Below are 21,202 nucleotides of genomic sequence, written 5' to 3' on the forward strand. Positions count from 1 at the left end.
TCATTAACCTGGTCGCTTTCTTCGTGTTAATTTCGTTAGGGTGGTCAGTGATTCGGTTGTTAGGCCGTGTTTCACGTAGCATTACGTGGCTACCAGTTATTAAGCAAGTGAACAGTGTTGCGGGTGGAATCGTGTCATTTGTCGTGACGTATCTGGTTATTTTTGTCGCGTTGTCGTTGGCGAACATCGTCAATACGAGCTTTATTCAGACGCAAATGACGCAGTCACCGCTCGCCACCTATATTGTGAAGCAGACACCTGGTCTAACTAGCCATTACCTCAGTAATTTGATTAATTTTAATGATGGGACGACTACGGATTCCTAGAGTTCATGGTGGGGGTACGACTGCTTTAAACTAAGACAAAGGCGTTACTGGTTTTTTGACCAGCAACGTCTTTTTTGATGAACCGGTTCGTTAGCAACGCACTTTTTTCGGTTCCCGAACGATTGCTAGTTTTTATGGGGTTATTTGGTTGATTACTATCATATTGAGCGTCCTTCATGCTATGATTATAAGTAAAAATGAGCAAGAAAGAGGCTGGGATACTTATGGGCATGATTCGAATTAATAATTTACGCTTTCACACGTTTAACGGGGTACTTCCGGAAGAACGGCGTAATGGTCAACAACTAGGGCTAGATATTGCCATTAAATATCCTATCGAAACCAAGGTTCAACACGATGACGTTCACGAGACCATCAATTACGCGGCGGTCCGTAACGTGGTCGATGAATTTGTAACGACCCATTCATACAAGTTGATTGAATCGCTAGCTAACCACTTATTGCAGACGTTATTGACAAGTTTTCCCGCGGCGGATGCAATCAATATTAAAATTCGTAAATATAGCGTACCAATGCCTGGAATCTTTGATGATGTGGAAATTGAGGTGGAGGGGACGCCGAATGGCAAGTAGGGAAGAACGGGTTTATTTGAGTGTTGGTTCCAATATTCATCCGCGCGTCCAAAATATTCAGCAAGCCCTTAGCCGATTACGAGCCGTCAATGGGGTAAACGTGATTGACGAATCTCATTGGTATGAGACTCAACCGTGGGGAAAGCGTGATCAGGCCAATTTTTACAATGTTTCGGTATCCTTAACGACTAATTTGACACCAGAAGAACTATTGGATGAATTACATACAATTGAGCAGGCGGGCCACCGCCAACGCTTGGTTCACTGGGGGCCACGTACGATTGATTTGGATATTATTTTTTGGGGCGACCGGCAAATCAACACAGCGACGCTGACGATTCCGCATGCGCAGGCAGCTAAGCGCAACTTTGTGCTACTGCCAACTGCTGAAATCGCCAAAACTGATGTGTTAGTTGGACCACAAGTGGCCCAATTGATTGCGGCTAATCAGGATCAGAGTTGGATTAAAAAAGTAAGAAATGTGAGTGAGTTAGATGATTGATGAGAAGAACCAAGCAAAGATTGAGCATGCAGTACGAGAAATTTTAAGTGCAGTTGGTGAAGATCCTGACCGACCGGGATTAGTAGAAACACCAGCACGGGTTGCACGAATGTATGCGGAAGTTTTCGCTACTAAGACCGCCGCACCATTTGATAATTATAAACTGTTCAAGGTTGAGCATCCGACTGAAATGGTATTACTTAAGGATATTCCATTCTATTCGATGTGTGAGCATCACCTTTTGCCGTTTTTTGGCACGGTTCAAGTTGCTTATGTGCCGCAGCATGAACAAGTGATTGGCTTGAGTAAGATTCCTCGCTTGATTGACTATTGCAGTCAACAGCCGAACGTTCAGGAGCGGTTGACAGTTTCCATTGCAACAGAATTACAACGAATTCTTGACCCGGCTGGGATCGCGGTCTCAATCACGGCGCGGCACATGTGCATGGAGATGCGGGGTGTTAGCAAACCGGGTGTGCATACGGAAAGTAGCTATTACAGTGGTCAATTCAAGACGGATTTAGACTTGAAACGAGAATTCTTACAGCGAATCGCAAAGTAGGTGATTGAGTGGATACAGGGACGATTGAACAACATTATCAGGACTTATTAGCCCAACTAAATCAAGCCATGTTAGCCAATAATCATCAGCGTGTTCCGTTATTACGGCGAATCATGGCACATCTTGGCCACCCTGACCATTATTACCATGTGATCCATATCGCTGGGACTAATGGCAAAGGCTCTACGGGAGCTATGTTAGCCAGTATCCTGCGGGCGCAAGGGTATCAAGTTGGCCGCTTCAGCAGCCCCGCGATTAATGATGCGCGTGAACAACTGCAATGCAATGGGACGTGGATCAGTCCAGCGGAATTTATCGATACGTATCGTGAGATTCTACCGGTTCTGCAAAATATGGGACTGACAGCTAGCGATGTCTCCATCTTTGAATGGTTCTTTCTCATTAGTGTCGTTTGGTTTCGGAATCAAAACGTGCAATGGGCGGTCATTGAAGCCGGTTTGGGCGGCTTGTATGATGCGACTAACGCCTTAGCCAGTCCCCAACTCACGGTATTTACTAAGATTGCCCTCGATCATACCGCCATTCTTGGGCCCACGATTACCGCGATTGCGCAAAATAAGTCAAAAATCATCAAGCCCCATACAACAGCAGTGACATTGGCTGACCAACACCCAGAAGCCCTGGCTGTTTTGCAGACCGAAGCGCTCAATCAAGGTGTTCGGCTAGTGACTGCTAAGCACGTGCAACTGACGGTGACTGGGCAAACACTCACGCAAACCGTCGTTGATGCGCACAGTCAGCTTTTTGATTGGACGCAATTAACGGTCGGACTGAGTGGCACCTATCAGCTACAAAATCTGCGGTTGGTTTTAACTGTGGTTGCAGTACTACAACAGCAACAAGTTAACTTGACGAACAGTGCGGTTCGCCGAGGCTTGCAACAAGTTTCCTTGCCAGGCCGGTTGACCGTGTTACAGGAGCAACCTGTCATTATTGCCGATGGGGCGCATAATCCGGATGGCGTGGCAGCACTAGTGGTAAGTGTGAAGCAATTACTCGCTGGTCGTAAATTGATTTGGATCGTCGGGGTCTTACAAGATAAGGCCTACCCTAAAATGCTGGCTGAACTATTACCGGTAGCTGACGTCCTGATTACAAATACGCCCGCAAATCCAGAACGAGCGTTATCCGCGACTAAGCTGGCCGACACGGCGACCGCATTATTAACGCCCACCTTTATGACCACGGCTGCGATGCAACGACAGCCAGACTTATTGACTGCAACGACGATCACGGATGCGTTAACGCAAGCTCAGCAGCAAGCAACCAGTAATAGTGCGATTATTGTAACGGGGTCATTTTATGTCATTCGTGAGCTCCAACAGGCTGGTTGGCCGGGGTTAAGCCAATGAGGACTTGGTTGATCGCATCCAACAACGCTGGTAAAAGTCGCGACTTGATCACGTGTTTGGCTTACTATGGCTTGACTGCTCGTCAGTACTTGACAGTGGCGCCGCGGCTCGAATTTCCCGTGGAAACGACGACGAGCTATGTCGATAACGCGGTTGCTAAAGCTCGTTTTGGGGCGCAACAGCTAGGGGTTCCGGTTATCGCAGATGATAGTGGCTTAGAGATTTCCGCGTTACCAGACTTGTTAGGTGTGACCACGGCGCGCGACTTAGGGGTTGCAGTCAGTGGCTTTGCTCGCAATCAGGAAATTTTAACGGCCCTACGCGATATTCCTAACAACGAGCGGCAAGCGGTGATGCGCGCTACGTTAGCGGCTGCCTGGCCAGATGGGCGGACCTTGGCCGTACAAGCTTCGATCACCGGCTACATAGCGTCCTATCAATTTGGACGCTATTCTGGTGGATTTGACCGAATTTTCTGGCTACCGCGCTATGGTCGGACTTTGGCTGAATTACCAACAACGTGGCGCATCCCACTGACACACCGGGGACGGGCCGCCTTAAAATTAATCACAAAACTTTAAAAATTGGAAGGATCGGTGGAGTAGATGTTAGTACAAGATATCACCAGTTCATTAGCACAAGCAACGGATTTTGCGAGTCAGGCGTTGAATGCCCAAGTTCAACGACAACAACAATTAGTTTTGCGTTTTAGTGATTATAATCGGGAGCAGCAGCTCCGATTAACCCAACTATGTCAGCAATTAGATGGGGTCGTGCTGGCGAGTCCTGAACAGTTGACCGTCTTGTTGAACCAGACAGCTGGTCGCCAGTTAACCCACCAATGGTCGCGAGTCTTTACGGATCAAGCAACGACTCAAATTCAATTGACCCAAATTATGAAACAATATGATGTTTTTTGGCAAGCGGGTGAGCACCGGTTTAATCTCACCAAGAAGCCGATGATTTATGGCATCATGAATATTACGCCGGATTCCTTTTTCGACGGTGGCCAGTACAAGACTAAAGATGACGTACTGAATCACGTGGATGCCATGTTACAAGCAGGAGCTGACGTAATCGAAGTTAATGGTCAAACGACACGACCGGGCTTCACGGAAGTCACGCCGCAAGTTGAATTAGACCGGACGTTGCCGTACATTCGCGCCATCAAGGCTCGTTTCCCGGAAGCAGTCTTAGCGGTCGATACTTATAAGTATGATGTCATGCAAGCCGTCCTGGAAGAAGGTGTCAGCATTATTAACGATGTGAACGCCTTCACGGACGACCCTCGCAAGCTCAAATTGATGGCTGACAGTCGCGTCGGCTTACTAACGATGCACAGTAGTCGTGACCAAGAATATACCGATCTGACGAGCAGTATGCGTAGGTTCTTTGAACAAAATCTGGCAGCATTAACGAGTCATGGCATCGATATTGAACGAATTGCTTTAGATCAGGGAATCGGCTATTCACAAGTCGCACATGGGGAACAGGATTACGTGATGATGCGTAACATTGATGAATTTAATTACTTGCGACGCCCAATGATGGTGGCTATTTCACGGAAAGGTTATTTAGGTCTATTGCTTGGCCTGAAGAAGGAAGACCGGTTAACAATGACGTTGGTCACTGAAGCAGCGATGATGCTTAAGGGTGGCCGGATCATCCGGGTCCACGATGTGGCTGAAACCAAGCAATTGATTACGCTGTTAGGCCGAATTGAGAATGGCTATTGGTTATCGAATAATGATTAGTCCGGATGATTTTGACGATATTACGGCGAATGGGGTTAAGGACTACGATGCTTACTTCGGTACTCCCACGTACGATGATCACGTTTTATTTGAATTGTTAGTGGTTGGAATCTTACAAGTGGGTTTAGGCTGGCGGGTCGCGGCTAGTCAGTTACCAGTATTGCGGCAACATATGGCGGGGCTGCGGGTAGACGCCGTAGCCGCCCTGGACGAACCGGATTTTGAACGGCTGATGTTGACTCCCAAAGTGATGCACAATGGTCGTAAGTTACGTGCAATCATTCAGGATGCGCGTGCTATTCAACAATTACAGGCCGAGTATGGTAGCTTTAGCAACTACCTGTGGGCGTTTGTCGATGCGACACCAATCATTATGCCGGCGCCCGATGATGAATTACCGACGCGCTCACCCCTGGGCGCCCGCGTTGCGAAGGATTTACACCGGCATGGTTTGACCTTCGTTGGACCAGTCGTCACCCACATGTTTTTGTTGGCGGCGGGATTGATTAAATTGAATTAGGTAGAATTAGGCTGGCGGATGCTGGCCTTTTTTATTTGCTTATGCCTGCGTATTTTTGTGAGTATCAATGTGTGAATGTAAGCAAGGTGGGTGCTTTAATCCGGAGTGGTTATGGGCAGTGTGATTATTAGTCCCATCGCAATATGAAGCGCAAGTTCACAATGAGGGTAAGCGGCAAAAACATATTTGAATGGTCGGTGATACTGGCGTGTAGAACCAGTCTAACCGTTTTCTAAGCAATAGTGAAGTTAGCAAAAAAACGTCGCAAGAGCAAGTTGTAATGGCCTTGTGACGTGTTTTAGAATGAGTTGATTTTGTATCCCTCTCACGACTAGCGGTTAGCGGTCGTCGTCGTGTCTGGCAACAGCCACATCGTTACCAAGCCAATCAGCCAGGCCACTAAGAAGAACGCCATGGCAGCTGGTAATTGATAGCCAAGCAACCATTGGCATAACAAGATAAGCGTGATAATGATACCGATAACGCGATTGATGATGCTCATGTAAGTGCCTCCTAGGTGGTTAGCTAAGAATGAAGTGAACCAGATTATCTGAATTAATAAATATTACTTAAATTATATAATGAATGACGTTATGTGTGCTGCAATGTGCGTTAATGTCTTAATTTAACGTACGAACGTCGAAAAATGCTGAATATTTGAAAAAACGATACCGCTGAGGTTGCGGTATCGTTTTTTATGAAGATGAACTAAATCGAACTATCCGTTGTTTCATAATCCACCTTGCCAAGTTCAATCTGAATCGTGATATGGGTTAGTGGAAACTGGGCGCTTAGGTCCTTGTTCAGTTGTTCCAAAAAGGCATTATTGTCAGCTAATGTTGAACGACAGAGATGGACGGTCATGGCTGTTTCAGTAGTACTCATGCCCCAAATGTGTAAATCGTGAATCTGGTTGACGGTGGGCTGGCTGGTTAAATAATCAGCGATTGCTTGGCGGTCAACATTGTTCGGTACAGCTTCTAGTGAATAATTCATCGCATCTCGTAAGAGTCCCCAAGTACCAATCAAAATCACGACGGCAATTAGCAGGGAAACAACGGGGTCTAGCCAGAACCAGCCAGTCTTCAAGATGATGAAGCCAGCAATGACCACGCCGATGGAGACGCCGGCGTCGGCGGCCATGTGGAGAAAAGCACCCTTAATATTGAGATCGTGCTTTTGGCCCTTCATAAAGAGTAATGCGGTAAAGCCATTAATGACGACCCCAACAGCAGCAACGATAATGACATCCCATTCGGCGACGGGACCCGGATTACTAAGGCGCTGGATGGCCTCGACTGAAATGGCCCCGATAGCGACTAGTAAAAAGACGGCGTTGAAGAGGGCGGCCAAGATTGATGAGCTTTTGTACCCATATGTGTACTTATCGTTGGCGCTTTTTTGTCCAAGCCAGATTGCCAGCCAGGAGATCAGTAAGCCCAGGACGTCGCTGAGATTGTGTCCTGCATCGGCAACTAGGGCCAGTGAGCCGCTCGCAAAACCGTAGCCAGCTTCCAAGACAATGAAGGCAGTATTTAGGGCGACCCCAATCTTGAAGGCGCTGGTCTGTTGTTGTATTTGATGGCTGTGTGCCATATGAATCACCTACTTCTTAGTTGAATTTATCCTTGTTATGGCTATAATTTAAATATGAACGAGCAGACATATGAATGGCTGTTCATGTGTATTGTAACACGCTTACATGACAATCTCAATTAGAAATTGGAGTTTATGATGGAAAATGAAATGGACCATGAAATGATCGTCAAACGGTTGGCTGAACTGATGCCGCCGACTGATGAGTTGAGTCGGATCACCGCAATCTTTAAGGCACTTGGTGATCCGACGCGTGCCCGGATTATCTACGCGTTGGCCGTATCTAAGCTGAGTGTGGGTGAACTGGCGACGGGATTAGCCCTGACACAGTCGAATGTGTCTCATCAGTTAACGGTCCTCAAACAATTAAAATTAGTTGTGGGAACACGCAATGGACGTAACGTGCACTACCAGCTGGCCGATAAACATATCATTAGTATTTTTCAGCAAGTCGCAGCTCACGCTGAAGAAGCCGATAATTAGGTTGAATAGGTGTTACCACTGATCAGTTATGATGAGTGGTAAGCGCTGTGGGTTCGTAGTGGGCACTGGTATAGATATCCATGGCCTAGAGGACCGCACGATGAGCTTGAATATAAGATTGTGTTTAGCATGACACCGCGAAATGGTTAATTTCGCAGTGTCATTTTTTGAACTAGTTATGTTTTTGTTAATTACCTAGTTTTATAAACTAGATGTATTGATATTTACACTATGTGATGGTATGCTGGTGTCAACAATAAATATGAGGTGATTAACATGGCACAGTCGGCGCGACAGTATCAAATAACAAATGAAGTCCTCAACTCAGTGACTCATGGGATTGGGATTATTTTAAGTATCGTTGCATTTGTTTTTTTGATGCTCAAGGCATATGCGGATGGTCAGCCCCTCGAATGGGCGGCGTTTATTATATATGGTTGTTCGTTGTTTGTACTATATACGTGTTCGACGTTATTTCACGGATTATACTTTACGCGCGCCCGCGAAGTTTTTCGTATCTTCGATCACAGTGGCGTGTACGTGCTGATTGCTGGGACATACACGCCGTACAGTCTACTGGCGATTAAGGGTTGGTTGGGCTGGACGATCTTATTAACGATTTGGATTTTAGCGATTGCTGGGATTACGGTTAATGCTGTTTGGCCTGGACGTTTGAAAAAGGTCGAAACGGTCATTTATGTGTTGATGGGGTGGATGTGCCTCGCCGGTGGTCGGCAGTTATGGGACCATTTAGGTGTCACTGGCTTCTGGTTATTAGTTGCCGGGGGCGTTGCGTTTACCTTAGGTGCATTACTATATAGTTTCCCACGGATTAAATATTTACACGTTATTTGGCACCTATTCGTGATGGTGGGAACCACGTTGATGTTTTTCTCAATTTATTTCTATATTTAAGGATGACTGTGGGGACCAGCTGCTGAGTTGGTCCTTTTTTTTTTAGATGCGGGAGATTTGAGTCGCGGATGACGTCTTAAATGCTGATTATTGACATTTTATTGCGAAAAGTTTTTCAACTGGACGGTATTCGAATCGTAACCATTGCGTACGCTCGTTAAGCTGAATGAGTTATCGCCACTCAGCTAACAATAATTTTGAAATTAAATGGCTAGATCGCTGTAGCATAGTCTAGAATACGATTTATTTTTGTCATCAAACTGTAATCAGCCAGGCGTATCTTTTGATTGCCTTTTTAAATAAACTTCCGTAGAATAGTAGGACAACGAAATTTTTAGTGAGGTGATTAAGATGGCATACGGGTTATTATTTGGTGGCATTTTCATGGAAGTTTTAGGGAGCTTTTTCTTAAAGCGCGCAAACGGTTTTCGGAACTTAATACCAACGATAATGGTGTTGGTTGGATATTTTAGTTCGTTAGTCCTTGTAACGCTTGCAATGCAACGCCTGCCGTTAGGGGTGACGTATGCCATGTGGGCTGGACTGGGCACGTTTGCAACCGTTATTTTAGCGGTCGTCGTTTACCGTGAACGGCTCAGTCTCTCACGTCTGAGTGGCTTAATTGCAATCGTAGTCGGGGCGATTTTACTGAACATTTAAATCAAGGGGGAATGATGATGCGTGCATGGATTCAATTAGTTATTGCGATTGGCGTTGAAATTGCGGGGACCAGCTTGTTGAAGTTATCGGCTGGATTTAAGTACCCCTTGGTTGGAATTGTGGGCATGTTACTATACGGCCTAGCGATTTTTAGTTTCTCACGGGCATTGAGCAAAATCCCACTGAGTGTTGGTTATGCAATCTGGGCCGGAGTCGGCACAGCTGCGACCGGCCTGATTGGAATTTGGGCGTTTGGCGAAATCTTGACGGGATTGAAAACGTTGGGATTCATGGCGATTATTACGGGTGTGATTCTATTGAACATGCCTGCTAAGGCGACTAAACCGGCTACTGCGACGCCGCGCTTGGCACGGTGGCGGACCCGGTTTAACCGGTAACTAAAAAGATCGAGAATCTGGCTGATTTTTTAAGCGATTACGCTTGAAATGCGCCGGTTGATTCTCGATCTTTTTTAGTTGTTGTAATTAGGCTTCTGGCCAGACTTCCTTAGCCGTACCAATGACTAACGCCAACTTGGCCCACTGTTGAGCCTCAGTTAACTGGTTACCTTCTTCAGTTGAAGCAAAGCCACATTGGGTCGATAGTGCCAGATTACGCAATGGCACCTTAGTGGTCGCAGCTTGAACTCGTTCTTTGATCACAGTGGTTTTTTCCAATTCTGGAAACTTAGAGGTAACCAGACCTAATACGATGCGTTTGTGGTCATCATGGTTCCAAATCTGGTCTAACGCTTCGAAGCCACCCGCCCGTTCGTTATCATATTCCAAGAACAGCCCATCATAGTTAAGCTGGCCAAGGTAGGGTGCAACCACGTCGTAACTGCCCGAGAAGAGGTACGTGGATTTAAAGTTACCTCGGCAGATGTGGGTCGTGACGGTCAAGTCGCTCGGTAGGTCAGCTAATGCTGCGTTAATCACTTTAACGGCATCGGTCGCCCACTTAGTGTAGGCCGCGTGGTCAGCTTCGGGATCATTGAGTTTGCTAATTAAGAAGGCCCACGTCGTATCGTCTAACTGAATATAGCGACACCCAAGGTCATAAAAATGTTGAATGGTATCGTGATAAGCTTGGGCGAGATCATTTAAATAGGCATCCCAGCTGTCATAGAATTTGGTCCAATTGTCACTCCGATTATCGCGGAATAACATAGTTGGTGATGGGATCGTTTGTTTAGCGCGTACGCCAGCGGGAATGATTGATTGTAAGTATTCAAAGGCAGCAAAGAACGGATGGTCGGGATTATACGCGACTTTGCCAATAAGTTCAGCGTTATCCGTTCGAGTATGGTCCCCCTTGAACTTATAGCTTTGATGGTAGTCGTACTTGCCAACACCAGTTAAGCCCCAAAGGAAATCTAAGTGCCACCAGCTGCGTGAAAATTCGCCATCGGTCACGGCTTTGAGCCCGAGCTTAACTTGTTCAGCGACCACTCGTTTGATTTCAGTGTGTTGGATTTCAAGTTCTTGATCACGCGTAATGGTACCGGCGGCTAATTGTTCATGGGCCTTTTTCAAACTAGCGGGGCGCAGTAGGCTGCCGACGACGTCAAAACGGAATGGGGCGGTTAAAGTTGTAGTTGTCATTAAATATCAAACTCCTTAAATTTTATTGGGAACGAAAAAACGTCGTCCTGAATAATATTAATCATTATTCAGGACGACGTTGGGCCGTGGTACCACCTGAGTTCTAGGCTAGTGAACTAGTCTACTCGATACAGCTGCCAAATGATTGGCAATTGCTAACGCGGGTAACGGTTGTTAAACCGGCTTTAGTTAATGCTGGTTACTTTGTTGCTCACCAGACACTCACCAAAACGAACTAGGGAGAAGACCATCTTCATTGGTTGTGCCGATACCGTTTCACCAACCCGATACTCGCTGAACAGCGACACCAATTACTCATCTTTTAATCGTTCTTTAATTATTGACACCTATCATACTGGTAATTATTTTAAATGTCAAATTTAATTTAAGGCCGGAATCGGTGGGCGGGATTAATCCATAGTCATGCTATAATGCAAGTAACATGCGATTGGGGGCAAATTATGGATAGAATCATTCGGTTTTTTAAGCGGGATGACGTTGACTTGTACTTAACGTTGGCGTTATTAATCATCATTATTTATTTAATGCGCGGGTTTGCGACAGTTGTTCTATTAACGACGATTTTTGCGTATTTGGGCATTAAGCTTAGTCGGTGGTTAAACCTCCGAACGCACTTACCTTATTGGATTGCCGTCATTGTGGTCTACGTCGGCGTGATTGCGTTGTTTATCGGTGCGCTATCGTACGCGGCGCCTACCCTGGTCGATCAGTTGAAGGTCATTCCAGATATGCTGGCTAAAGCAATCACCAATCACCCGGTATTGAATAAGAATATTGATAAATGGGTCAACCAAGCCATTCATAGTAGTGAATTGATTCAAAACGGGAAGGCGTTACTCGTCACCGGTATTAAAGGACTGAGTGAGGTTGGGACTGGTTTTACGCACGTCTTAATGGCAATCTTTTTGAGTTTTATCTTTGCAGTTTCGCGGGGACGAATGATGGTCTTTGGCCGCCAGTTCTTGCAGTCGAAGTTTAAAAAGTTCTTCACGAACGTTTACTATTTAACGCATAAATTCGTTATGATTCTGGGGCGGATTATTGAAACGCAACTGGTGATTTGTACGATCAATACGATTTTGATGACGATTGGGTTCATGATTATTGGGATGCCAAGTATCATGGTGTTGTCGATCATTGTCTTTATCTTAGGCTTAGTGCCGGTGGCTGGCGTGTTGATTTCAATGATTCCGCTAACCTTACTGGGGTTTGCGTCGGGTGGCTTGATTCGAGTTGTCTGGATCATCGTGTTGGTTATTTTGATTCACGCTTTCGAGTCTTATTTCCTTCATCCACGGCTAATGGCGGATCGGACTGATTTACCAGTCTTTGTCACTTTTATTACGTTGATTATTATGGAAAGTCTATTAGGGGCCTGGGGCTTGATCATTGGGATTCCAATTGTTTCATTCTTCCTAGACATTTTGGGTGTGCAGAATTCTGAGCCGCGACGCGTGACGTCTCAAATAGCGAAACGTGAACCTTAGTGTGATTGTAACTGTACTTTACCGGTAGCAGGCTTTGTATGGGGTCGGGTGATTTATATGAACAGTAGCTTGTGACTGCGCGTAAAGGTTATCAAAGACAATTGTAAGCTGGTATCTTCGAAGTGGATTACTTTCGAAGGTGCCAGCTTTAATTAATTACTGCTTAAAGATGCTGATAGTGACAATTACAAGTCAGACTGTTAGTGTTAAGCTATCAGCGTTCTAGGTGGTATAAGGTTGACTTATTGCGACTAAGTGTTAGAGTGAGCGGTTGGAATCTGTTTAGGAGGGGGCGATTACGATTAATCAATCAAATAATCAACATCCCGTGTTAGATGGCTGGCAAGAAATTGAAGCTGACCAAATTAAGCGAATGCAAGGTGCGTTGTGGCATTTGTTGGGCAATGCGATAGCATATTTAAGTCTATTTGTAATCGAACTAGTGCTTGCAACGATTGGTCATTCGCAATCTTTGCACGCGGATGCGTTTAATAATTTTGCGGGTATTGTTTCATCGGGGTTGTTATCGCTTGGTATCTGGGGTGGCATTCATAATCATCAATCACATCAAAGTAAAGTGACCGCTTTGGACGGCTGGGAGGCCGAACGTCGCAATCGATTGATGCGATTTCGTTTACAAGACTTATTCACGTTAATGAGTGGGGTCATTATGTTAGTTATGGCGGTACAAGTTATTGTGAGTGGTGTTAGTAATTTGTTTAAATCACACACCGTTCAAGCAGTGAGCGGTGTAACTGTTTGGGGAGCTGCAATCGCGAGCATCGTTATGTTAGTCGTCTGGTACTTTAATCGTCGCGGTGGGCAACAATTAGATAATTCGACGCTATTGGCTGCGGCAAAGGATAGTCTTAGTGATGCGTTAACGAGCATTGGCACTTTAATCTCATTAAGTGGGGTCTTACTATTCAAATTTGCTTGGTTAGATAGTGTTGCGAGTATCGTGATTGGATTCTTTATTTTTGCCGCTGGGTTACAAATTTTTCGGGACAGTGGGTTGCAGCTAATTAATTACAGTGATCCACAAGTTGAAAAAAATTATATTAATACGATTCAACAAATTGATGGTGTGAATCAGGTCAATGCAATTGATGTCCAGTATTCTGGGAGCTTAGTGGCCTTGTCGCTGGTTATAGCAGTGTCACCACGAATGACAGTGGCAGCCAGCTTTCAGCTCAGTGAAAGAATCGAGCAAGTGATGCGAAATCAGTATGGCATTATTGACACTAAGGTAATGTTTATGCCGCAAACATAAGTGTGTTGACTGATAGATTTTAATAATAAAAGACTAGTTTCAAGGTTGAATTCCTTGAAACTAGTCTTTTATTTATGGTTGGCGCGAATTCCGTTGCGGCGTACGGGCATGGTGGACCGTCAAATTCGTTAGTGTGGCGTCCGTTGCTGGTTTCGTGAACAACGGAATCGTCTCTTCCAAGACATCGCTAAACGCTAAGCCGTACCAGATAGCAGGAGATGGGGTGATGTTTTGTAGTAGAACGCGACCACCAATTAGTAGTCGATCGAACTGGCCCATAGTTGGGTTGCTAGCAAGGTCCATGATCTGCTGATTCTGAACGACAAATTTAAAATCGCCAACTTGACGAGGTTGTGTGATTCCGTAACGGGAATATTGGGGATCGATGCTGTGATCTGCAATTAAGTTCGTGACAATTTGGCGCAAATATAAATTAATGTGCTGTGATTTACGGAAACCTAAGTTGAGTTGAACTTCCACGATATTTCGAGTGCCTAGCATGTCAATGCTGTAACTACAATCATAAGGTCGGTTGGTTTCATTAATGGTAATAAACCAGTAAACCTTAGCGCGTTTAGGCCGCTTATCTAAAATCGAGTACAGAATTGACCGTTTAACCCGGTGTTGATGGTCGACCTTAGCCAAGTAGACTAAATTCGTTGCAAATACTGGCAGGTGATCATCGTGGCTTAGCTGGATCAGTTGATTACGATAATCTAGCAGACTAATCTGTTCATTTGCTTGGTTGTAACGCAAACGCCGGCGATTACCAAAGAACCAAACGACCATAATCAAGAAAATGACGAGGGTCAGCCCCAAGGTCAAATAGCCACCGTGAATAAACTTGGTCAGACTAGCCGTTAGAAAGACGGTCTCCAGTGCGCCAAAGCCGAATAATAAAGCTAGCGCCAGCGCCCGGTGGCCCTTCATGTGAATCCACTGGCTAAGCAGGATGGTCGTCATCAACATTGTTAAGGTGATGGCTAAACCATACGCCGCTTCCATGTGAGCTGAAGTTTGAAATAGCCAAACGATTCCTAAGGTGACCAGACATAACAGCCAGTTGATCGCACCAATATAAATCTGGCTCCGAACGTTACTGGGGTGCTTGATAATCATACGTGGTAAGAACTTTAAACCGACTGCTTCGTCAACTAAGGTATAAGAGCCCGTGATCAAGGCCTGTGACGCAATGATGGCTGCGGCCGTGGCTAAGATAATCATTGCAATTTGACCGCCCGCAGGAACCATGGCATAGAACGGATTGACATTGGTGGCATTGCGCCATGCCGCATCCTGATAATGGGTTAACATCCACGCGCCCTGACCAAGATAATTGAGAATCAAAGTCGTGTATACGAACGGCCAAGTGGCGTCGATGTTGGCTTTACCAACGTGACCCATATCAGAATACAGCGCTTCAGCCCCGGTCGTTGCAAGGAAGACACTACCAAGAATGAAAATTCCCATTTTATTAGCCGGATTGAATAAGACTTGTACGGCGTAAACGGGTGAGAAAGCTTTGAGAATGACGGGTGCCTGACTGATGTTGATCAGACCGAAGATGCCGATGACGGTGAACCAGAGCAACATCATGGGACCGAATGACCGGCCAACGACGGCAGTACCAAACCCTTGAATCATAAAGAGAACCAGTAAAATAACCGTAACGGTTAGAGGCACGAGCCACGGGTACTGGGAAAAAGCCCCCAGTTTGGGTAATCCCTTTAAGCCTTCAACTGCTGATGTGACTGTCACAGCAGGTGTTAGGGTGCCATCTGCTAACAAAGCGGCGCCACCAATCAACGCGACGAAAATTAACCATTTGGCCCGGTGACGAACCAGTGCATACAGGGCGAAAATGCCACCTTCATGATGATTATCAGCGCGTAAAGCAATCAGGACGTACTTTACCGTTGTAATGAGCATCAACGTCCAAAAGATTAATGAAACACTGCCGATAACATAATCAGGTGTTGCATTCTTAAGTTGCCCCGCGTCATTGATCAGGGCGTTCATAACGTATAGCGGTGACGTTCCGATGTCCCCGTACACGACGCCTAATGTGATTAACATGCCAATCAATGAACGTTCCTGAATCCGTTGCTTACGCATGAATTATTGACCCCCACTTCAATTAGAACTGTGACTCATACTATACTAGCTTTTTTCAAAAGGGGTTAACCAGACAAACTAAAAATTTGCTCATGTTAACAAGTTTCAACTTACGTTTCGTTAGGTGAACTTTACTTCAAGTTGAGTACAATAAGTAATCCGGTTGTTCGTATTTAGAGGATAAAAAATGGGCCGTTTCATTCCAGTTGATAACGCTGAAATGAAGCGACCCATTAGTTTTGAATTTATTAGTCTAGTCAATTATTTCTCATCAGTGGCTGTATTCGTCTTCAACTGGGAGTGTTTAACGGAATAGCCAAAGTAAACGACCATACCGATGGCTAACCATACCACGAAGCGAATCCAAGTGACAGGCTTCAGGTTGATTAGTAGGAAGACACAACAGATGATTGACATGATTGGTACAAACGGGACCCATGGCGTTTTGAAGGGACGCCGAAGATCTGGTTGTGTTTTACGTAACCGTAAGATGGAGAAGGAAACTAGGGTAAAGGCAGTCAAAGTACCGATATTCACCAGTTCAGCTAAGTCAGCTAATGGAATAAAGCCACCCATGATTGCGGCAATCGACCCAAACAAGACGGTTGATTTAAGTGGTGCACCGGTCTTGTCGCTAATATCGCTAAAGACATGGGGGAGTAATCCATCCCGCGACATGGAGAAGGAAATCCGAGTTTGACCGTAGAGACAGACTAACATTACAGTGGTCATACCAAGAATCGCGCCAAGGTCAATGATTCCGGCCATCCAATTTTGACCGGAGTAAATAAGAACGGCCGAGATCGGATGATCAATGTACTTGGCAAACGTTTCAAATGGGACCACGCCAGTCATGATGGCTGATACAGCCACGTAGAGAATGGTACAGATACCAAGAGACAGTAACATGGAACGTGGGAGTGTTTTGGATGGTTCCAATGTTTCTTCAACGCTAGATGAAATGGCGTCAAAACCGATGAAGGCGAAGAAAACGCTAGAAGCTGCGCCGAATACGCCCTTGAAGCCAAACGGTAATAACGGACTCCAGTTTGCCGGCTTGATGAAGCGCACTGCGGTAAAGATGAATAAAAGAACAACGGCTAATTTAATCACTACCATGACGTTATTGACGCGTTTAGTTTCTTTGACCCCGAGAGACAATAAAGTGGTAATCAGGATAATAATGGTGAAGGCCGGCAGATTAAAATAGCTGGTCACACCAGGGACGGAACCTGCAGCTGCCGACAAAGCAGCGGGCAGTTTGAGGCCGAAGCCCGCCAAGAATGATTGAAAGTAGCCTGACCAGCCCGCTGAAACGGTTGAGACAGCGAAAAGGTATTCTAACATCAAGTCCCAGCCGATAATGAATCCAACAATTTCGCCGAGGGTTGTGTAGGCATAGGTGTACGCTGACCCACTTTCAGGCACCATCGCAGCGAATTCAGCATAGCAGAGTGAAGCAAACAGGCAAGCAATTGCAGCTAAGACGAATGAGATCATTAGGCCGGGACCAGCCGTCAAGGCCCCCGTACCAGTTAAAACGAAAATCCCGGTCCCGATGATGGCCCCAATTCCCAGCATCGTTAGGTCAAATGTTTTAAGTTCCTTTTTGAGCGGACTGTGATAAGTGGCTAACATGGCATTGATATCTTTTTTGCGGAGTAACCGCGTGTGTGATAAATCCATAATCATCGCCCCATTTCGATGTGATAGCTTTAGTTTAATCGGTTTTGACAAAGTTACGATGGTCAATCCGACCAAAATAAATATTCTGATGGGCTATAGTGACTAAAAGCCAAATAATTGGACGCAATCGCGCGACATCCTGCGACTTCTTGCTGATTGTCTGACTAATCGTGATTAATTAGCTATGGTATTCAACGCCTATTAATAGGGTGATATAGCGAACATGGCGGGGATTGTTTTTCTGAAGGTTAACTTACCTTGTGATTGCGATTGTGAGTGGGGATTATTGAAGGACCTTAGGAAATATGGTTTTGGCTCACTAAATCGCCACTTGATTGATGCAACCTGAAGAACTGGAGAGAGTGAGCGGCTTATTGGAACCCTTTTTTATTGATATCGATTATATGAATAAAATGGGATTATGATTATCCTTAAAGTATTTTGATGAATCAAATTTGATAATTAATTTTCTTGCAGGTAAAACAGCCTACGAGAGACTGATGTAATTCGTCTCGACCTTCCAATATCAACATTTATTGACCACATTTGCATAAATTTTATTATTCCAAATACAAACTTGATTGCAATTCTAAAATTAACAAATACGAATGATATTCATTAGTTGGTGACAATGGGTTTGACGTTTGCTATATTCAAAAGGAGAACGCAAATCAAGGCCTGACCAATATTAAAGGCCACTTGAAATTAGTGGACTACTGGGTCTGCTGATTGTTGCTGGTATCGAAGCTAGTGATTGCAATGACTGGCAGATCTTGAATCAAAAAAGGGGATAGCAAGCTGATTGGTTTGGTGTTGGTAATAAAAGTATTGATACTAGTACGTCTGCATTCATAATGTATAAAGCATTGCCAGACTATTTCCAGATAATAAAGTTGGGAGGCATTAGTCATGTCGTCATTTCTTAAAGCAAAGACCGTTACACATTACGTGCTTTTTGCAATTATCCTTATTAGTAGCTTCTGTTTATACGGGTACGTTAAAAATCGTATTGAGTTAAATCAAGCGAGGACTGTACTAACAACAATGTTAAAAAGCAGTCCTTATGACGTGCGTGTCTTGAGAAACACAATAATCAAGGAAGAATCCGGCCCTTTTAGCGGCATTATTTGGTATGAATACACATTTGCAACCAGCCAAACATTAGCGGAAAGTAAGAAATACAAAAAGTTTTTGCATCAGTCATCAAAAAATATGACCCTGAAAAATTGCCCCATCGTCTATCGCGTAATCGTCAGACCGCCGACTAAAAGAATAAAGCATTGGACGGGTGAAATCTATCTCGATACCAATCAAAAACTCAGCGCAACGGGACGTTCGAATTACGTCCAAGCTTTAAGCGACAAGTCTTTGCGTGAACTAACGATTTCATAAACAGCCCTTAACCAGGTGGCTCCAATGATTTAGCTTACTATCGGCCTACATTGAAAAATGGGGTAGGTAATGCGTTAACTCAATCAGGCCATACAACAGATGTTCAGAAGGGGTGGTCGAATCGAGTTGTGTTGATTGTCTAATCAACGCAACTTTTTTATTTGAGGATTTAACTTGGTCAAAAATATTTGTTATGAGTTTCTCCGGTGGTAGCAGAGGTATACTGCAATGATTGAATAAACCGATCCGTAAGATAATGACCCACAAAAAACAGCTGGGAGACTTCACCAGCTGCTTCAAAGATTTGATTTATTAACGATGTCGTCGATAGTAACGGTAGACGACCGCTAATAAAATAATAATTAGTAAAATACCAACGGCCGCTCGCGGACCCGCAATATGTTCGGTTAAGTGAAACATGCGAATGGGGCCGAGGCCGTGAATTCCAAGCATTGCAAGCATTGAACGCGCCCTCCTTAAGCATAATTATTAGCTATTTAATGATTAAATGCAAAAATTATATTCGCAAAAGATTATTATCTCACTACTATCTGCGGTAAAATAAAACCATCATTAATAAATTAGGTGGGTGCCTCCATTGCAATATATTCAGCCAATTTTCTATACAATTATCGTTTTAAACGCGGCCGCGGCGTTCGTTACCGTGTTCCGGGATCGTAATCGGGACATCGCGGCCACTTGGGCTTGGCTACTCGTGTTGATTTGGTTGCCGATTATTGGGTTTATCGCGTACGCCTTTGTCGGTCGTAAGTTACCAAAAAACCGGTTATTCCGGTTACGTAAAGAGACGCAAATTAGACTCGAACAGATGATTCAGCGGCAACGTGAAGCCCTGGGAACGGAATTGATGCCCGCAGATGCGGTCACTAGCTCGGTTCGTGGGATGGTCAGTTTATTCTTGAATTCCGATGGCGCGTTACTAAGCCGTAAAAACCGGGTCAAGATTTATACGGATGGACATGAGAAGTTCCATGCGATGTTCCAAGATATTGAAGCAGCTAAGAATCATATTCATATTGAATATTACACATTTTATAATGACCAGATTGGAAATGAATTATTACACCTTTTAGAGCGGAAAGCAGCCCAAGGCGTCGACGTTCGTGTCTTGTATGATCCGTGGGGGTCGATGGGCACGTTCCGCAGCTTCTTTAAGCATTTAGAAGAACTTGGTGGGCATGCCCGACCGTTCTTGGGTGCTCATTCAGCGATTTTGGACTTCCGTCTCAACTTCCGTGATCACCGTAAGATCGTGGTAACGGATGGCCGGGTCGGCTACGTCGGTGGTTTTAACGTTGGTGACCAGTACCTTGGTCGTAGTAAGAAGTTTGGTTACTGGCGTGATACCCATTTGCGGATCGTCGGTTCAGGAGTTTTTGAATTGCAGGAACGTTTCATTCGTGATTGGAACGCCACCGATGCGGAACATCGAATCGTGCCAGACGTTAATATGTTCCCAGTCATTCGCGTTAAAGGGAATACTTCATTACAGATCGTCTCCAGTGGTCCGGACAGTGATGCACAACAGATTAAATTGGGTTATATTAAAATGATTATGACAGCTCAACACCGTTTATGGATTCAGTCGCCATACCTAATTCCGGACGATTCCGTATTAGATGCGATTAAAATCGCTGCGATGTCAGGGGTTGACGTCCGCATTATGGTGCCGGACAAACCTGATCATACCTTTGTTTACCGGGCAACTCAGTACTATGCCCGGGAGCTGGCAGATGCTGGTGTAAAAATCTATTATTATAATAATGGTTTTATTCATGCCAAGACCATCGTGATTGATGGTCAGGTGGCTTCGGTTGGTTCCGCTAACTTGGATTTTCGGAGTTTTAAGTTGAACTTCGAAGTGAACGCCTTTTTATACGATGCTGATTTAACACAAGAATTGGAACGGATTTTCTTAGAAGATCAAAAAATCAGTAGTTTGATTACCGTTCAAGACTTTAAAAACCAATCATTCTGGTTGAAGTTCAAGCAGACATTTTCACGGTTGTTATCACCAATTTTATAATTAAACAATTGAATAGATGATGCAAAAAAACTGATTTTGGAAAGTTATTGACTTTCAAAATCAGTTTTTTTAGTGTTTCTTAGTCGTTCAAGTACAATTGGCGCAAATTATTAATATCCGCTACGGATAACCCAAGCACTTCTCGTAAATAACCAATACCATTGCCGTAGAGGTCGTCGAAAACCCGAAAGACCATCTTCATATTGTCGGCTTCAACAGCCATGGCAACGTTGAATTGGCTAGCTAGGTCACCAGCATTGGCCTTGGTAATGATCGTAGCGGTATCCATACTG

Annotated in this window: 23 protein-coding genes; 16 read left to right on the plus strand and 7 right to left on the minus strand. The window is 44.8% G+C overall.

All coding sequences use genetic code 11. The features are described 5' to 3' along the window. The 8 genes from MMY95_RS13405 to MMY95_RS13440 form a co-directional block, all read left to right on the plus strand. On the plus strand, positions 1-326 hold a 326-nt coding region (locus MMY95_RS13405), incomplete at its 5' end, for a CvpA family protein (RefSeq protein WP_241277705.1). Between the two features lie 224 nt (positions 327-550). Then, on the plus strand, positions 551-919 hold the full coding sequence (folB, locus tag MMY95_RS13410) for a dihydroneopterin aldolase (RefSeq protein WP_003643485.1): 369 nt from the start codon (positions 551-553) through the stop codon (positions 917-919). Further along, positions 909-1,421, plus strand: a complete 513-nt coding sequence (gene folK / locus MMY95_RS13415) for a 2-amino-4-hydroxy-6-hydroxymethyldihydropteridine diphosphokinase (RefSeq protein ID WP_003642516.1) — start codon at positions 909-911, stop codon at positions 1,419-1,421. Before folB ends, folK begins: the two co-directional genes overlap by 11 nt. After that, positions 1,414-1,983, plus strand: a complete 570-nt coding sequence (gene folE, locus MMY95_RS13420; RefSeq protein ID WP_003642515.1) for a GTP cyclohydrolase I FolE — start codon at positions 1,414-1,416, stop codon at positions 1,981-1,983. The genes folK and folE overlap by 8 nt, the downstream gene beginning before the upstream one ends. An 8-nt stretch (positions 1,984-1,991) precedes the next feature. Next, positions 1,992-3,356 (plus strand): cyanophycin synthetase, encoded by a 1,365-nt coding sequence (locus tag MMY95_RS13425; protein ID WP_053267513.1) that lies wholly within the window; start codon positions 1,992-1,994, stop codon positions 3,354-3,356. Then, a complete protein-coding gene (locus MMY95_RS13430; protein WP_053267514.1) occupies positions 3,353-3,937 on the plus strand; it encodes a non-canonical purine NTP pyrophosphatase in 585 nt (194 codons plus the stop codon). The genes MMY95_RS13425 and MMY95_RS13430 overlap by 4 nt, the downstream gene beginning before the upstream one ends. 24 nt (positions 3,938-3,961) lie before the next feature. After that, a complete protein-coding gene (gene folP / locus MMY95_RS13435; protein ID WP_104795995.1) occupies positions 3,962-5,110 on the plus strand; it encodes a dihydropteroate synthase in 1,149 nt (382 codons plus the stop codon). Beyond that, on the plus strand, positions 5,103-5,630 hold the full coding sequence (locus tag MMY95_RS13440; protein ID WP_003642511.1) for a DNA-3-methyladenine glycosylase I: 528 nt from the start codon (positions 5,103-5,105) through the stop codon (positions 5,628-5,630). Before folP ends, MMY95_RS13440 begins: the two co-directional genes overlap by 8 nt. A 331-nt stretch (positions 5,631-5,961) precedes the next feature. Here MMY95_RS13440 and MMY95_RS13445 read toward each other — a convergent pair whose 3' ends face one another. Both MMY95_RS13445 and MMY95_RS13450 read right to left on the minus strand, forming a co-directional pair. Then, the gene (locus tag MMY95_RS13445; RefSeq protein WP_003645469.1) at positions 5,962-6,132 is read right to left on the minus strand and encodes a hypothetical protein; all 171 of its coding nucleotides are present in this window, start codon (positions 6,130-6,132) and stop codon (positions 5,962-5,964) included. 206 nt (positions 6,133-6,338) lie between these two features. Beyond that, positions 6,339-7,226 (minus strand): cation diffusion facilitator family transporter, encoded by an 888-nt coding sequence (locus MMY95_RS13450; RefSeq protein WP_003642507.1) that lies wholly within the window; start codon positions 7,224-7,226, stop codon positions 6,339-6,341. A gap of 138 nt (positions 7,227-7,364) precedes the next feature. Between MMY95_RS13450 and MMY95_RS13455 the strand changes: the two genes are divergently transcribed. From MMY95_RS13455 to MMY95_RS13470, 4 genes are all read left to right on the plus strand, one after another. Continuing rightward, the gene (locus MMY95_RS13455; RefSeq protein WP_003643481.1) at positions 7,365-7,709 is read left to right on the plus strand and encodes a metalloregulator ArsR/SmtB family transcription factor; all 345 of its coding nucleotides are present in this window, start codon (positions 7,365-7,367) and stop codon (positions 7,707-7,709) included. A gap of 276 nt (positions 7,710-7,985) precedes the next feature. Next, a complete protein-coding gene (locus MMY95_RS13460) occupies positions 7,986-8,624 on the plus strand; it encodes a hemolysin III family protein (RefSeq protein WP_003642505.1) in 639 nt (212 codons plus the stop codon). A gap of 351 nt (positions 8,625-8,975) precedes the next feature. Further along, the gene (locus MMY95_RS13465; protein ID WP_003642504.1) at positions 8,976-9,284 is read left to right on the plus strand and encodes an SMR family transporter; all 309 of its coding nucleotides are present in this window, start codon (positions 8,976-8,978) and stop codon (positions 9,282-9,284) included. A gap of 14 nt (positions 9,285-9,298) precedes the next feature. After that, entirely contained in the window at positions 9,299-9,682 is a 384-nt protein-coding gene (locus tag MMY95_RS13470) for a multidrug efflux SMR transporter (RefSeq protein ID WP_003643479.1), read from the plus strand. A gap of 87 nt (positions 9,683-9,769) precedes the next feature. Here the strand turns inward: MMY95_RS13470 and MMY95_RS13475 are convergent, their stop codons facing one another. Further along, positions 9,770-10,888, minus strand: a complete 1,119-nt coding sequence (locus MMY95_RS13475) for a vitamin B12 independent methionine synthase (RefSeq protein WP_024002224.1) — start codon at positions 10,886-10,888, stop codon at positions 9,770-9,772. Between the two features lie 461 nt (positions 10,889-11,349). On the opposite strand from MMY95_RS13475, the gene MMY95_RS13480 reads away from it, so the two are divergent. Further along, the gene (locus tag MMY95_RS13480; RefSeq protein ID WP_003643477.1) at positions 11,350-12,396 is read left to right on the plus strand and encodes an AI-2E family transporter; all 1,047 of its coding nucleotides are present in this window, start codon (positions 11,350-11,352) and stop codon (positions 12,394-12,396) included. Positions 12,397-12,724: 328 nt separating this feature from the next. Next, positions 12,725-13,669, plus strand: a complete 945-nt coding sequence (locus MMY95_RS13485) for a cation diffusion facilitator family transporter (protein WP_003642499.1) — start codon at positions 12,725-12,727, stop codon at positions 13,667-13,669. Positions 13,670-13,741: 72 nt separating this feature from the next. Here the strand turns inward: MMY95_RS13485 and MMY95_RS13490 are convergent, their stop codons facing one another. Both MMY95_RS13490 and MMY95_RS13495 read right to left on the minus strand, forming a co-directional pair. After that, positions 13,742-15,784, minus strand: a complete 2,043-nt coding sequence (locus MMY95_RS13490; protein ID WP_003643475.1) for a KUP/HAK/KT family potassium transporter — start codon at positions 15,782-15,784, stop codon at positions 13,742-13,744. A gap of 261 nt (positions 15,785-16,045) precedes the next feature. Further along, a complete protein-coding gene (locus tag MMY95_RS13495) occupies positions 16,046-17,470 on the minus strand; it encodes an amino acid permease (RefSeq protein ID WP_053267515.1) in 1,425 nt (474 codons plus the stop codon). Between the two features lie 1,044 nt (positions 17,471-18,514). Between MMY95_RS13495 and MMY95_RS13500 the strand changes: the two genes are divergently transcribed. Beyond that, positions 18,515-18,862, plus strand: coding sequence for a hypothetical protein (locus MMY95_RS13500; RefSeq protein WP_225995573.1), 348 nt, complete (start codon positions 18,515-18,517; stop codon positions 18,860-18,862). A gap of 312 nt (positions 18,863-19,174) precedes the next feature. Here MMY95_RS13500 and MMY95_RS13505 read toward each other — a convergent pair whose 3' ends face one another. Continuing rightward, complete coding sequence (locus MMY95_RS13505; RefSeq protein WP_003642495.1) at positions 19,175-19,324, minus strand: hypothetical protein; 150 nt, start codon at positions 19,322-19,324, stop codon at positions 19,175-19,177. A gap of 136 nt (positions 19,325-19,460) precedes the next feature. On the opposite strand from MMY95_RS13505, the gene cls reads away from it, so the two are divergent. After that, complete coding sequence (gene cls / locus MMY95_RS13510; protein ID WP_241277706.1) at positions 19,461-20,909, plus strand: cardiolipin synthase; 1,449 nt, start codon at positions 19,461-19,463, stop codon at positions 20,907-20,909. Positions 20,910-20,988: 79 nt separating this feature from the next. On the opposite strand, the gene MMY95_RS13515 is transcribed toward cls, so the two are convergent. Next, on the minus strand, positions 20,989-21,202 hold a 214-nt coding region (locus MMY95_RS13515), incomplete at its 5' end, for a tyrosine-protein phosphatase (protein ID WP_241277707.1).

Origin of the sequence: Lactiplantibacillus sp. ME-2 (assembly GCF_022549155.1) — a bacterium.
In the GTDB taxonomy this organism is placed as follows: domain Bacteria; phylum Bacillota; class Bacilli; order Lactobacillales; family Lactobacillaceae; genus Lactiplantibacillus; species Lactiplantibacillus plantarum.